The 14661-nt window shown below is 46.6% G+C and carries 14 protein-coding genes; 10 read left to right on the top strand and 4 right to left on the bottom strand.

Annotation, left to right across the window (positions count from 1 at the left end):
- The first annotated feature begins 19 nt into the window (after positions 1–19).
- On the top strand, positions 20–1279 hold the full coding sequence (locus ACZYR9_RS10590; protein ID WP_488978450.1) for an ATP-binding protein: 1260 nt from the start codon (positions 20–22) through the stop codon (positions 1277–1279).
- Between the two features lie 70 nt (positions 1280–1349).
- Here ACZYR9_RS10590 and ACZYR9_RS10585 read toward each other — a convergent pair whose 3' ends face one another.
- Positions 1350–1559 (bottom strand): hypothetical protein, encoded by a 210-nt coding sequence (locus tag ACZYR9_RS10585; protein WP_488978449.1) that lies wholly within the window; start codon positions 1557–1559, stop codon positions 1350–1352.
- A 98-nt stretch (positions 1560–1657) separates the two neighbouring features.
- A complete protein-coding gene (locus tag ACZYR9_RS10580) occupies positions 1658–3091 on the bottom strand; it encodes an aminotransferase-like domain-containing protein (RefSeq protein ID WP_488978448.1) in 1434 nt (477 codons plus the stop codon).
- 232 nt (positions 3092–3323) lie between these two features.
- On the opposite strand from ACZYR9_RS10580, the gene ACZYR9_RS10575 reads away from it, so the two are divergent.
- Positions 3324–4271, top strand: coding sequence for a carbon-nitrogen hydrolase family protein (locus ACZYR9_RS10575; protein WP_488978447.1), 948 nt, complete (start codon positions 3324–3326; stop codon positions 4269–4271).
- A gap of 220 nt (positions 4272–4491) precedes the next feature.
- On the top strand, positions 4492–5394 hold the full coding sequence (locus ACZYR9_RS10570; RefSeq protein ID WP_488978446.1) for a WD40/YVTN/BNR-like repeat-containing protein: 903 nt from the start codon (positions 4492–4494) through the stop codon (positions 5392–5394).
- A gap of 64 nt (positions 5395–5458) precedes the next feature.
- On the opposite strand, the gene ACZYR9_RS10565 is transcribed toward ACZYR9_RS10570, so the two are convergent.
- A complete protein-coding gene (locus ACZYR9_RS10565; protein ID WP_488978571.1) occupies positions 5459–7780 on the bottom strand; it encodes an ankyrin repeat domain-containing protein in 2322 nt (773 codons plus the stop codon).
- 191 nt (positions 7781–7971) lie between these two features.
- Between ACZYR9_RS10565 and ACZYR9_RS10560 the strand changes: the two genes are divergently transcribed.
- Both ACZYR9_RS10560 and ACZYR9_RS10555 read left to right on the top strand, forming a co-directional pair.
- Positions 7972–8403, top strand: a complete 432-nt coding sequence (locus tag ACZYR9_RS10560; protein ID WP_488978445.1) for a BlaI/MecI/CopY family transcriptional regulator — start codon at positions 7972–7974, stop codon at positions 8401–8403.
- A complete protein-coding gene (locus ACZYR9_RS10555; RefSeq protein ID WP_488978444.1) occupies positions 8400–9266 on the top strand; it encodes a M56 family metallopeptidase in 867 nt (288 codons plus the stop codon). Before ACZYR9_RS10560 ends, ACZYR9_RS10555 begins: the two co-directional genes overlap by 4 nt.
- 71 nt (positions 9267–9337) lie before the next feature.
- On the opposite strand, the gene ACZYR9_RS10550 is transcribed toward ACZYR9_RS10555, so the two are convergent.
- Positions 9338–9685 carry a four-helix bundle copper-binding protein gene (locus tag ACZYR9_RS10550; RefSeq protein ID WP_488978443.1) on the bottom strand — a complete coding sequence of 116 codons (348 nt, stop codon included), beginning with the start codon at positions 9683–9685 and terminating at the stop codon, positions 9338–9340.
- 179 nt (positions 9686–9864) lie between these two features.
- Here ACZYR9_RS10550 and ACZYR9_RS10545 point away from each other — a divergent pair, with 179 nt between their 5' ends.
- From ACZYR9_RS10545 to ACZYR9_RS10525, 5 genes are all read left to right on the top strand, one after another.
- Positions 9865–10545, top strand: a complete 681-nt coding sequence (locus tag ACZYR9_RS10545; RefSeq protein ID WP_488978442.1) for an urease accessory protein UreH — start codon at positions 9865–9867, stop codon at positions 10543–10545.
- Between the two features lie 196 nt (positions 10546–10741).
- Entirely contained in the window at positions 10742–10942 is a 201-nt protein-coding gene (locus ACZYR9_RS10540; protein WP_488978441.1) for a cation transporter, read from the top strand.
- 49 nt (positions 10943–10991) lie between these two features.
- Positions 10992–13433, top strand: a complete 2442-nt coding sequence (locus ACZYR9_RS10535) for a heavy metal translocating P-type ATPase (RefSeq protein WP_488978440.1) — start codon at positions 10992–10994, stop codon at positions 13431–13433.
- A gap of 200 nt (positions 13434–13633) precedes the next feature.
- On the top strand, positions 13634–13900 hold the full coding sequence (locus tag ACZYR9_RS10530; protein WP_488978439.1) for a QcrA and Rieske domain-containing protein: 267 nt from the start codon (positions 13634–13636) through the stop codon (positions 13898–13900).
- 230 nt (positions 13901–14130) lie between these two features.
- Complete coding sequence (locus ACZYR9_RS10525; protein WP_488978438.1) at positions 14131–14655, top strand: gamma carbonic anhydrase family protein; 525 nt, start codon at positions 14131–14133, stop codon at positions 14653–14655.
- Positions 14656–14661: the final 6 nt, after the last annotated feature.

Genomic DNA, 14661 nt, shown 5'->3' with positions numbered 1-14661 from the left:
TATAAAAGTGGGGAGCGTTATGGTCGCTAGCTTTGCTCTTAACAATTTTTTATTGAATGTTTTTTTCGTAACGTTCCCCTTCATATTTTACCAATGGATCCTCCATGAGAAATTGAAAGCAAGAGCGGCAGCAAGGGGGATATGGACATTTCTATTGTTTGGTATTCCTATGGTTTTATGTATGTTTTTTCCTACAACAGAACAAAATGGAGTATTATTTGATCTTCGCTTGGTTCCACTGATTTTGGGATGCTTTTATGGCAACGGCATAACAACGCTTATGTTATTTACCTCACTGATTGGTGTCCGGTTTATGATAGGAGGCGCAGGCGCTTATATCAATGTGATGACCGCAGGCATTATTTTGATCCTTATCCTCTTGGTATTCAAAAAATTTCAATCCTTCAGTTTAGCTCAAAAAATTTTTATTTCCTCTTTTATATCTTTAGCGGGCAAAATGATCGGTTTATCCGGCAGTCTGATGTATAATCCTCATTTCAATTACAACTTTACCAGCGGGACCCTTTTTTATATTTTGCAAAGTATATTTATGGGTTTAACCGTATACATTATCGAAGCCATAACCAAAAGCGTAGAGATGCGTAAAGAGCTGATGGACTCTGAAAAAATGAAAGTAGCGAGTGTGATCTCCGCTTCCGTCGCCCATGAAATCAGAAATCCTCTAACCGCTGTCAGAGGATTTATTCAACTGCTCAGCACATCCGATTTGGCTCTGGAGAAAAAACAGTTATACGGACAAATATGCATTGAGGAGCTGGATCGTGCGCAGCAAATCATTCATGACTATCTATCTTTAGCAAGACCTCATTCCCAGAGCGTAGAGAGGTTGGATATCGACGAAGAAATTCAATACGTCAGCAATGTTTTATTATCCTATGCCCATTTGAAAGGCGTCGAGGTTGAAATCCAATCCGAACCCGATCTGTTTATTATTGGAGAACGCCAAAGGCTCAGACAGAGTATAATTAACATTGCCAAGAATGGAATTGAAGCGATGGGTGAGCAGGGGGGGTATTTAAAATTTTCAGTGAGCGGACAAAGGAACAATGTCATTCTGCACATCAGCGATACGGGAACGGGGATGACAGAGGAACAAATCCGGCGTTTGGGAACTCCCTATTTCTCGACTAAAGAAAAAGGCACCGGTCTTGGTACCATGGTCGCGTTTAACATTATAAAAAATATGACGGGAAAAGTCGTCGTCGATAGTGAGGTAGGAAAGGGGACGGACTTTAAGCTTATTTTTCCTAAAGCCTAATCCTCAGGATTGCCGCAAAAGCAAAGAAGGAGCCGGGAAATTCCAGCTCCTTCTTTACTGCCTGTTTTTGCTATTTCACTATATATAAAATCAGCGCAAGATAACCTAGAACAATAGCGATAATATAATAAATGGAGAGATTTTTAAAAATGCTGCCTGTTCTTTTGTCGTAACCGGGATTCCCTTCCTTGTTTTTCTTGGAAAGTCCGATCATGATCGTGGCTACCGTTGCAAATAACATAATCGTTAAGAAAATAATGTAATAAATATAGAGAGGCATCTCATTCACCATCCAGCTTAGTCTTATATTTGGATCGTATCAAGAAAAGGCTGAGTTGTAACCATCCAATTCGATACGTGTTATCCCGTCCATTGCACTCAGCAATGTCTTAAACCTTCTGCAAATGCACGTACTCCCTTGTGTATGCATCCCGGATCCGGCCTTGAAAATGAAAAACGGACATAACCGGGCTTCGAGCCATAAACGCTTCCCGGGACAAAAATGACGCCGCGTTTAATTCCTTCCTCCAACAGCTTGAAATCATCCACTTGTTTATGTATGCCGCACCACAGGTTTAATCCGCCTTGAGGTAAGAAGAATTCCACCTCTCCGTCTAAATATTCCTGCAGGGCTGAGGCAAGAAGATCCCGCTTGAACAGCAAAGCACTTCTCAAAAAGGACATATGATCTTCAAAATCAGTCTTTGATCCTAAAAATTGTGCTGCAATCCATTGTGGAATGATGCTTAAACCAAAATCCATCTGCTGCCGGGCATCTGCCAAGCGATGCACTACTGATTGCGGCGCCACCATCCACCCAATGCGTAAGCCGGACGCGGCAATTTTGGACAGCGATCCAATGTAGAGCACATTTCCGGCCGTGTCGAACGCTTTTAAGGGTTTAGGCGTACTGCCGTCAAAGGCCGTCAAGCTGAAGGGATCATCCTCTACAATGGGAATCCCTAAATCCGCGGCAATATCCAGAAGCTTCATCCGATGCTCAGGCCTCAGGACCGTGCCGGTAGGATTTTGATAATTCGGGTTTAAAAAAATCATACGCACACGCTGCTGATGATATAAGGACAAGATATCATCGGGTTGAACACCATCGTCTTTAACCGGTAAGCGGAGCAGCCGTAATCCTGCCGATTGAAACATAGGCAGGGAATAGCAATAAGAAGGGTCTTCAATGGCAACCGCGTCCCCTGCACTAAGCAGGCACTGAGTAATCAAAAATAACGATTGCTGTGATCCTGATGTAATCAGGATGGATGACGCGGTGGAACTTATACCGTGATACGTTTGCAAAAAGGATACAAGAGTTTCTCTTAACGGCAGGTAGCCTTGAGGATCGTCATAGCCCCAGTGATCGAGATAAGGCTTGTCCTGCCACAGCTTCTGGAAGGCCTGGCTCGGAAATAAATCCGTCGAAAGCTCGCCGCTGGCGAAATCGATAATGTCGGGATGCTTACGAATCTCTTCCCGAATACGCCGAATGAAGGGGATGTTCGGTAAAAAAGCTCCGCTTTCTTCATATAAGCGCCAGTTGGCGGCATGCCTTGGGGTAAATCCCCATTTATCGCCGCTCACTCGGGTTCCGAAGCCGACGCGGCTCTCTACGAGTCCGGAGGCGCGAAGCTCTTCATAAGCCTGTACGATGGTGCTCCGATTGACTTGCAGCTCGCCGGCGAGCTTTCTTTCGGATGGCAAAGTGCTGCCCGGAGGGTATTCACCATAGCTGATTCTGCGTTCCATATATTCGGCAATTTGTTGATATAACGGCTTTTTGCTTGTGCGATCGGGTTTCCACATAGGGACACCGCCTAACTGTTGAATCGGCTTAATCAACCATATTATTTGGTATCTTAACACAAATCATGCTTTAAATCTGGTAATAATTTATGAATTTCAGTTCAGGGGCCACGGTACATTGAAGATTGGATGGGAATAAAGCAGGAGAATTGGCTGTTTACCAAATTTTCAAGCACGGTATGATAAATTTATGAACGTTAAGGAGAAAGCACGATAAAGGGAGGTCATTCCTATGGAACGCACGGTGCGTGCAGCGGTAGTTCAATCGGCTCCTGTACTTTTTGACAAGGCATCTGCGCTGAAGAAAATAGCGGAGTGGACGAAAGAAGCGGCAAAGCAAGAGGCTCAGTTGGTCGTATTTCCGGAAACGTTCATCTCAGGCTATCCTCGAGGATTTACGTTTGGAACCCGGGTAGGCAGCCGGACGGCTTCGGGGCGACAGGACTGGGCGCGATATTGGGAGAGCGCTGTACAAATTCCGGGAGAGGACATGGATATACTTGGACAGCTGGCCTATGAAGCCGGGGTCTACCTCATTGTCGGAGTCGTCGAACGCGAAGCCGATCCGGGCAGTTCAACCTTGTATAACTCGATGGTGTATATAGGACCGGACGGACGGCTGCTCGGCAAACACCGCAAGCTGATGCCAACGGGGGCAGAGCGACTGCTGTGGGGATCGGGAGACGGAAGCACGCTGACGGTCATTCAAACTCCATTCGGGAGAATCGGCGGTTTGATCTGCTGGGAAAACTACATGCCCTTGGCGCGAGCCGCGATGTATGCCAAAGGAATCGATCTGTTGATCACTCCGACTGCAGATGCACGCGATACTTGGCAAGCCACGCTTCAGCATATCGCCTGCGAGGGCCGCTGCTTCGTATTATCCTCCAATCAATATGCAACCAAAAGCACGTATCCGGATGATTTAGCCTGCCTGGACGAGCTTTCCGGCCAGCCTGACGTGTTATCCAGAGGAGGAAGCGCGATCGTTGGGCCGCTAGGAGAATATGTAGCACAGCCGCTCTGGGATCAGGAGGGGCTGCTGATTGCCGATTTGCCGTTAGAGCAGATCATACAAAGCCGATATGACTTTGATGTGATGGGACACTATAATCGGCCGGACATATTCCAGCTCACGGTCAATGAAAAAAAGCAAAGCATCGTTGAATTTCAACGTTAAATAGAATGAAATCCTGGACGTTAGCCGCTGGATGGTTAACGTCTTTTTTAAATTCATCAAATGATTTTCCGGCGAAGCGCCGGTATATTTGACACGTGACTGGATATTAACTACAATGTGTAGTGTTGGTTGGGCATACGTTTTGCGTATTGAATTTCATTAGGTTCGTCAGCATGATTGGACCGTTCTATTCTGAAAAAGCAAATTAAAGGAGTTAGCCATGAAAACGAAAGCAAAGCGTTCTTTTGGCCTAGGAGGACTTTTCATTGCTGTGGTGGTCTGTATTTTGGGACTTGTGATATGGGGAATATTCAATAAGCCCGCCAGTTCTGCCGGCAATGAACTGATCCCCGGCTCCAAAGATAATCATCCTCATGTATTCACCTATGCTCCGGATGGAGAAACGGTCTGGCTCGGAACACACACCGGCGTTTATGAATGGATGGAGAGCAGGTGGCAAAGGATACTTCCGCCGTTGAGCCGGGATGATGTTATGGGCTTGGAAATCGATCCTGCGAAGCCGGAGCATATGATTGTATCAGGCCATGGATTTGTCAAACGGACCGTAGATGGCGGAGAAACTTGGGAAACGTCTGAGAGCGGACTGCCGAACCAGCCGAAGCCGGACACGCCAGATGCGCATTTACTTGCGATGAATTCGAGGAATCCGAATCCGTTGTTTACGTTGTTAGCGGGCAGCGGGGAGAACCTGTACCAAACGCAAGATGCGGGAGTGACCTGGACGAAAGCCGGTACCATCCCAATGCACGCGTATTCGATTGCATGGGCCCCGGATGATGATGCTTCATTGTTAGTAGGTGCGGAGAATGGGCTTTTCCGATATGACCTTGCCAATGGAAGCGCACAGGAGACGAAGATTAGCCATGAACCTGCTTTTCAGCTGTTGACATTACCGGACGGGAATGTCATCGCTTTAACGGAAGGAGGATTCCTTCGCTCGAAGGATTTGAAGAACTGGGAGCCGATGCAGGTGGAATTGAACGGTGAAATGCCACTGGGCATCAAAAGCTCCGCTAAAGATGCAAGCCGTTTGCTGATCGTAACAAGCGGGCTCAAGGTATACGAAAGCACAGATAACGGAAAGACTTGGACGCAACAATAATACCAGGCAAAAAAGGCTTAGTCACAGCGAAAACTGCATGACTAAGCTTTTGCTTTTCCTCGCATTATCTTCTGTGCGATGTGCCGAAGGAATAATTGCAACCGCATGCACTGCAAGGACAAATAATCCATTTACATGTACTGCAAATAAGATAGCGAACAGAGTCAATGTTCGTTTTACAGCTCCAGCAATGTGTGAATCGTCCCCTGGGCTTTGACCTCCCGAACACGGCGGACAGCAATGTACCCATAAACGATTCACTGCTCTGACCTGTAGTATTAGGCTTACTGGAAAGGATCCGGAGCATGCCTGCATTTTTGCCTGCAAGCGCAGCACTTCTTGCAGTCTCCCCCCGTTGATTCTGTCGTTGGATATTCGCACCGGCCAAAAGGAGTTCGTACACCATTTTGGAATGGCCGGCTTTGACTGCATGCATAAGGGCGCTCGTACCATCCGCATCAGCCACATTAGGTCCGATTCCATTTCTGATGAACATCAGTACCATCGGCAAGGAATCATTCTTGACGCTAATCATAAACGCATGGTAAATCTCCTGTATGTTTACAATAGGAATTAATTTTTCCGTGACTTGAACCAATTGACGTTCAACCGTAAAGGAGAAGGCGTCTTGCCCATTTTTTAGTTTGGAATGCGGGTCGGCCCCGCGCTTTAAGACTAGTAAAGCCATATCGGTCTGATTTTTTTGCAAGGAAGTCAGGAAGGCTTCGTTTAGTTGTTCCTGTGCAGGCTTTTTTTGCAGCATTCTCTCGACCAGTGCAGTCATTCGGTACTCTATAGCTAATTGAAGGATAGTTTGTCCGTAGAAATTTTTTGTTTCTGAATTGGCTCCGTGATCCAATAGGAAAAGAGCCAATTTTTCATTCTTTTTAGCCATCGCCTCAAGTAAGGCTTTGTCCAGCTCCTGAAGCTGTTTGCCATGAACAACGAAATGTTCCGCAATGGAGTCCATCCCTAAGGATATTGCCTTTAGCAATGGAGAATTCAATGAATGGCTTTCTTGATCCGGATCAATACCAAGCTCAATCAATAATTGTACCATTTCCGGTTGTTTTGTGCCGATGGCCGCGGTGAACAACCGGCTTCCGCTGCCAGCGTCTGCTCCGTGAATCACCATTAACCTTACCGCACCCGGTAATTGGTTGATAATAGCCTGTTCCAGATGGTGCTTGTTGGGTATGACACCTCGATCCAGCAGCAGTTCAATGATGGTTTGTTCTTTGGAAGATACGGCAAGATCCATCGTGTTCAATTCTTTGTCCCTTGTTCTACAGCTGTATGGAGGGACTTGATGTTCGAATAGGCGGGAAGCAAGCTCCGAATGCTTGCTAATTAAAGCAAGCCATAAAAGGCGCTGTGCCATATACGGCTCAAGATCGTATAAAGATAAGGATTCAAAACAGGTTTGGCAAAGCGGCGCGTTCGCCTGAGAAGGAAAAAAACGTTCGAAAAGCTCCTTGTCCTTCTTTTTTATAGAAAAGGAAAGAAAGGAGAAAACGTCTTTTTGCTCCGGTTTGAGATCATGGTTGCCAAAGATCTTTAAAAGTCGAATATCCGTTACAATAGATTCATTAAACCGCCTTACTTCAGAAGAATGGATATTTCCGTTTGTCAACATATTGAGCCATAATCGGATGCTGCTTTCAGGATGCATTTCTTTTGATATTTGGTAGGCAGCACGGTAGGCTATGGGAGCTTTCCGGGAATACAGTGAGTGGAGTAATTCAATCATTATCCCCTCATCGTTGATTTCTGCGGCTTTCATTACGGCATTGACGCCGTTGATGTTCGCTTCTTCCGGTTTGGCTTTATGCTTGAGAAGCAGCTTGATGATGCTAACATGACCTGGTCTCACAGCATGAAGAAGGGCGGTATAGCCGTTCATGTCTTTTTTATGTACATTTGCCCCAGCCTCCAATAAAAATGTAACCATATCCTGATGACCATCTATACAAGCTAGCATTAAAGCAGTGAGTCCCTTATGATTTGCTGAATTTATCCAGGCGCCTTTTTCCACAAGAGTTTTTGCCATTTGCAGTGCGTTGTTCCGGGAAGCAAACATTAAAGGGGTTGTACCGTTCACGTTTGAATGTGACGTCTTAGCTCCGTGGTTCAGGAGTAATAAAGCAATGTTCATATGATTACGTTCCACTGCCGTGATTAACGGGGTATTCCCTTGTTTGTTGGGGATATTCGGATCGGCGCGATGGTTAAGCAGCATTTGAACGATCTCGTAACTTCCTTGACTTGCTGCGAACATTAAAGCCGTATTTCCGTTATGGTTCTGGGTATTGGGATTGGCGCCGGAGTTTAATAATGTTCTGACCTGCACTCCATCATGATGTTTTGCCGCATCTAAGATATTCATTTCCAAGACATTCGCCCCTTGATCAATTCGCGTTATCACTTATGCAAGTTTATCAAGATTAGACATCATTTGCTAGGAGGGTACATCATGTTTTGTTTGTATGTATTGACTCCTATGCCCTTTTAAATAGAAGTTGACTTCCCTGGGGATAATATTCTACGATTTGTAGTGTGAAGGGATGGGAGAAGCCGATGAGAGTCAAAAAATATAATGTAAATGAAGAAGGGCTGAATCATTTTTTTGGTCCTCTTGAAGCCAAAATTATGGAATTATTATGGTCCTCCGAAGGATTATCGGTAAAAGAGGTGCAGTCCATCGTAAATGAAGAGCACCCTATCACATTTAATGCCGTTATGACCGTAATGAACCGGTTAATTGAAAAGGGACATCTCAAAAAACAAGCTCTTGGCCGCGGCAAAGGAAAAGTTTCCCGTTACACGACAGTGCAGACCAAAGAACAGTTTATTGCGGAGCAAACCAAAGCGGTAACGGAAGGACTTATCCACGAATATGGAGATCTTGTGGTAAATCATATGGTGGAAGCGCTGGAAGATGCGGACCCACAGCTGCTGGTCAAGCTTCAAGAGAAATTAAATGACCTGCAGAGCAGGAAACGGACATGAAGGCCATGGAAACGAAATGGAAGCCTGCAGCGATCATAGGATTTATCTTCTTGTTCAGTTTTCTTTTATTATCGCAAATGGGGCTTTTCATAGCTCATGAGCTATGGAATGTGGAATTAGATTGGAATTTGTTCCAGTATTGCCTTTCCGTGGTGAACGAAAGCTCCATTGGCCATACGGCTACCAGACTGCTGTTCTTTCTGGTTATCTTGTACACCGTAACAAGAATGTTATGGAGGGTCTTAAAGCAGTGGTATTTATCCGTGAAATGGGAACGTATTTTTGCGGAAAAACTGCACATGAAGCTTACAAAAAAACTGAATTACAAGTATCGTCATTGGAACGTGAAGTTTCTTGTGATAAACGATGCGTCATTTACCGCTTTGACCATGGGGCTTATCCGTCCGCGGATCATTGTATCATCAGCGGTGCTTACTTCTTTCCCGGCCAAAGAGCTGGAGGTCATCCTGCAGCATGAACGATACCACTGCATATACCGTGATCCGCTCAAAATCTTTCTATCCACTTTACTTATGGATAGCTTGGGGTATGTCCCGATGTTTAAAGCGTTCCATCATTATTACAAAGCGTTAAAGGAAGTGCTGGCCGATCGTTTCGTCATGACCAAGACCGGTACTGAATATGACTTAGGAAATGTTTTGTTGAGACTTTCGACGATTCGAACGGTCACCCGTCCGGGAGTCGGCGTATCATTTGCTGATACGGCGATCAACTACAGGCTTCATCAGGTGCTAAATCCGGACAAATCGGTGCATATTCCTTTCTTTGAATTCAGGCCTACGGTCATTTCCATGTTTATTGTCCTCATTATGCCAAGTATCGTACTGGGCGGATGCTCATAAACCCGTCTAAAAAATCCCGGTGGGATTACATCGCGTAATCCAATCGGGATTTTTTAGGGCGTCAGGTTTATTTAGGCGATCATCTTACGGCAGGCTTCAGCACACTTTCTGCACATCTGGGCGCATAGTTTACAATGCTCATCTTGAAATTTACCGCAGTGCTCCGCACAATGCTCGCATACGCTCGCGCATAATTCGCAAATTTGTTTCATATTCATGCTGTTGCGGGCCATATGCTGTGAAGCGAGTGAACAGAGATCGGCACATTCCCGGACCATAGTGATGCAATGTACTCGTACTTGAACGTCGGGCTCTTGTAAACAGGCGGTGAAGCATCGTTCACATGCTTTCATACATTCCAGACAAGCATCGATACATTGCTGAAGATCTTGAGGAATCGTTTGCGGGTTCATATTCATCCTCCTTTTTGACTACAATATGTAGTTTCAAAAGTAACTTAAACGAACTACAGAGCAATGAAACATAATAACTTATTCCAGAGAAAAGGCTTCTTTTATTTATGGATTTGTGTTACATTAATTATAAATTGTGTTACGATTTCTCTTCGGCATGTATTATACATAAGGAGTGGGAAAGCTTGGAGTGGTTAACGGTATTATTTTTAGGTTTTTTACTAGGCATGAAGCATTCGACGGATGCGGATCATGTGGTGGCAGTAACGACCATTGTCAGTCAGCAGAAGAAACTATCCCTGGCCTCCAAGATCGGAATGATCTGGGGATTCGGGCATACGTTAACGATTCTGATCATCGGTTCGGCTATTATTTATTTGCAGTTCACGATTTCTCCAAGACTCGGGCTGTCCATGGAGTTTAGTGTCGGCGTCATGATTGTTATTTTGGGAATATGGAGCTTGAGAAAGTTTTTGTTTCATGGACATCTCCATGGAAACGATTCCGGCTCAGCGGCTGAGCACAAAGTTAAGCCGCCTGGCTGGATCCGGCCCTTAGTTGTCGGTTTCATCCACGGTATGGCCGGATCTGCAGCAGTGGCATTGCTCGTGCTAAATGCGATCACCAATCAGAAGCTTGCGTTTATTTATTTGCTGCTTTTTGGATTGGGTACGGTAGCGGGAATGATGCTGGTCACTGTTTTATTGGGTCTTCCGTATATTTATTCCAAAAACATTCGATTTCTCAACCGGGGCTTGGGCATAACGACCGCTGTGTTTAGTATCGGCTTCGGCTTGTTTATGATGTACGAGCTTGGATTTGTGAACGGCCTGTTTACCAGCACGCCTGTTTGGACACCGGAGTAATTCGCTGGACACAACAAAATAACGCTGATCACAGAGGAGCCCTCAGGGGTTCCTTTTTTGCGGAGTATGATTCATACATTCAATGGGAACGGTAAATAAAAACAAAAGTGCGTTGACAAATATACCATAGGGGGGTATACTAAATCACAAGCAGAACACCTGCAAAGCCAATTGATGAAAAAAGGAGAAATGAGTTATGACTCATATCACATTAAAAGTGCAAGGCATGTCCTGCGGACATTGCGTGAATTCCGTTGAAGGAGCGCTCAGGGAATTGGGTGCGGAAGGAAAGGTGGATCTGGCGGAAGGCATGGTGTCCGTTGAATATGATGAAACCCGAATAAGCTTGGAGAAAGTGAAAGAAGCCATTGAGGACCAGGGATATTCGGTCCAATAAGGGATAGGTTTGAAAGGCTGTGAAAGGTTAATGAAAGAGGGTGTTTACTATGGGTTCTGCAAATGCCGGAACAAAGCAAACCTCTATACAAATCACAGGAATGACCTGTGCCGCTTGCGCCAATCGAATTGAAAAGGGCTTGAATAAAATCGAAGGCATCGAGGAAGCGAATGTCAACTTTGCCTTAGAGAGAGCCACTGTTTCTTATGACCCGCAAAAAGTCGATATTCATCAAATGGAGCAAAGCATCCGTAAGCTTGGATATGACACGGCGAAGGAAATGGCGGAGCTGCAATTGGAAGGAATGACCTGTGCCGCTTGCGCCAATCGAATTGAAAAAGGGTTAAATAAACTGGAGGGTGTCTCCAAAGCCGCGGTCAATTTTGCAATGGAAACGGCTCATGTCGAGTTTAATCCGCTTGAAGTATCCATTGCGGATATGCAGCAGAAGGTCGAGAAGCTCGGCTATAAGGCTGTCCCGAAGCAGGAGGAGGCGGATACCGACACGCGACGTCAGAAAGAACTGGCGCGGCAGAAGGCGACTCTGCGTATTTCCGCCATTTTGTCCTTTCCGCTGCTTTGGGCGATGGTCACTCACTTTTCGTTTACTTCATGGATTTGGATGCCTGAGGTTTTCATGAATCCATGGTTTCAATTAGCGTTGGCAACGCCGGTTCAGTTCATCATCGCTAAACCGTTTTATGTCGGTGCGTTTAAAGCGCTGAAAAATAAAAGCGCCAATATGGATGTGCTTATCGCGTTAGGCACCTCCGCGGCTTACTTTTACAGCTTGTATTTGACGATCGATTGGGCGGCAAACGCCCCTGGCGGACACCACGCCCCGGCCATGTATTATGAGACCAGCGCTGTGCTGATCACGTTGGTTATTCTCGGAAAGCTGTTTGAAACATTGGCTAAAGGACGGACGTCGGAAGCGATTAAATCGCTTATGGGACTGCAGGCCAAGACGGCTTTGGTCGTCAGAAACGGGCAGGAGATCCATATCCCTGTAGAGGAAGTGCTCGCTGGCGACATCTTGTTGGTGAAGCCCGGCGAGAAAATACCGGTGGACGGTGAAGTGCTCGAAGGCGTGTCGTCCGTAGATGAATCAATGCTGACCGGTGAAAGCATCCCTGTTGAAAAAAGAACTGGGGACCGCGTGATCGGAGCCACGATGAACAAAAACGGGATGCTTCAAATCAAAGCAACCCGAGTCGGCAAGGAAACGGCGCTTGCACAAATCATTAAAGTAGTGGAGACAGCGCAGGGCTCAAAGGCGCCTATTCAGCGGGTGGCGGACGTCATTTCCGGTATTTTTGTACCGATCGTGGTTGGAATTGCCCTCATTACGTTTGCCGTATGGTATATATGGGCTGAACCGGGCCATGTTGCCGGAGCTTTGGAAAAAGCCATTGCGGTGCTGGTGATTGCCTGTCCATGTGCGCTTGGGCTCGCTACGCCTACTTCCATTATGGCCGGTTCCGGTCGTGCAGCGGAGCTGGGGATACTGTTCAAGGGCGGGGAGCACCTGGAGTTAACACACCGGATCGAAACCATCGTGTTGGATAAAACGGGTACCGTGACCAAAGGCAAACCGGAGCTCACGGATGTGATTCCCGTTGATATAGATGAAACGACTTTTTTGAAGCTGGTTGGATCCGCCGAGAAAAATTCCGAGCATCCGCTGGCCGAGGCCATTGTGTCCGGGATTGCAGCCCAAGGCATTTCATTGGCGCTGACCGGTGAATTTGAGGCTATTCCCGGATACGGAATTCGAGCCGTCGTCGAAGGCAAAGAAGTGCTGGCCGGAACCCGCAAGCTGATGGCTAAATACGATGTCTCGATCGAACGTGCTGTGGAACCTATGGAAAAGCTGGAGCTGGCCGGCAAAACGGTGATGCTTATCGCTATCGGACGGCAGTATGCCGGACTTATTGCGGTGGCGGATACGATCAAGGATACATCTAAAGAGGCCGTCGCCCGCCTAAAGCAAATGGGCATTCAGGTCATTATGATTACGGGTGACAACGAACGTACGGCTAAAGCCATAGCGAAGCAAGCAGGCATCGATGAGGTATTGGCGGAAGTGCTGCCGGAAGGGAAGGCGCAGGAGGTCAAGAAGCTTCAAGATCAAGGCAGGAAGGTGGCTATGGTCGGCGACGGCATCAATGATGCGCCGGCGCTTGCGGTTGCGGACATCGGCATGGCCATCGGTACAGGAACGGATGTGGCTATGGAGGCGGCGGATGTGACCCTGATGCGCGGAGATTTGAACAGCATTGCCGACGCCATGGCGATGAGCAGAAAAACGATGGCCAACATCCGGCAAAATTTGTTCTGGGCGCTTGCTTATAACACGCTTGGAATCCCGGTTGCAGCGATCGGTCTATTGGCACCATGGGTGGCCGGTGCGGCGATGGCCTTGAGTTCGGTATCCGTTGTTCTTAACGCGCTGCGGCTGCAAAAAGCTAAAGTGTCATCGGCAGATTGAGATAAATGCCCAACATCACCTTGAAAATACAAGCGGTGCTGGGCTTTATTCCATTTCATGAATTAGCGAGTTTCAATAATTCTTCACCACTTCTAATAGTACATATCTTAACTAAAGGGGGGATAAGAATGGAACGTAAAAAACCGGTCAAGCTCAGACCAAAAGATTTATAGGCTTGACAGGCAAGCTGGTTTTAGGTATTGCAGGGGTGGAGACTGCCTTCACCAAGAATGAAAATTTTGTCTCCGGTATGTTCTCATTTGGGCTGTACGGTAGGGTTGGCTTCGGAGGAAGAGAAAAAAGGGGAGGCTTTACTTCACTTTAGATGCCCCTGTCATGGGGAAGAATTTGACGCCAATGGCAATCATATCGGCGGACCGCCGCCGCGGCCAATGGATGCGTTTGAACCTATTGAAAGAGAAGGGAAAGTATATATCGATATCTTTACGCCGGTGAAAAGAGGGTAAGCAGGTGAACGTCTTGAGCGTCAGGTATACAGAATAATCCGCAGCCGGTTGACGGACTGCGGATTTTTGCTTTTGGTTACAGAAGTTACAAAATTGCTTTACAAAAGTTGTATTAACTTACATTGAATACGAAAAAACAAAACCGTTGATCCATTCGCTATAATAAAACTTGTAACCGCTATCATTAAAAGGTGCTGGTCTTGAGCCAAGTAAAAGGAGGAAGCACACAGATGATCTTTTCCCTAGGTGATGCTAAACCGCAGCTGCATCCCACCTCATATGTGGCACCGGGGGCTCAGTTAATAGGCGATATTACGATCGGGGCTGAGTCAAGTGTATGGTTCAATTCGGTGCTGCGTGGAGACAATGCGCCGATTGTGATTGGTGACAAAACCAATATTCAAGACGGCTGTACGCTTCACGTCGACCCCGGAGTGCCGCTAAATATCGGCAGCAACGTATCGGTCGGACACAACGTCATTCTGCATGGCTGTACGATCCGCGACGGAGCGTTGATCGGTATGGGGGCCATCGTTATGAATCACGTAGAAATCGGAGAACTAACCTTGATTGCCGCAGGAACCATGATTACAGAAAAGAAAAAAATCCCCGCCGGAGTATTGGTCATGGGATCTCCCGGTAAAATCATCCGGGAACTGAATGAGGAGGATTTACGCATGCTCCGGTTCGTATCCGAGCACTATGTCGGACAGAGCCGAAGATATAGGGAAGACCATTTAACAGCTGTTCAGTAACCGCTT

It is taken from the genome of Paenibacillus sp. F024 (genome assembly GCF_057814255.1).
This window is presented reverse-complemented; position numbering and strand designations above follow the sequence as displayed.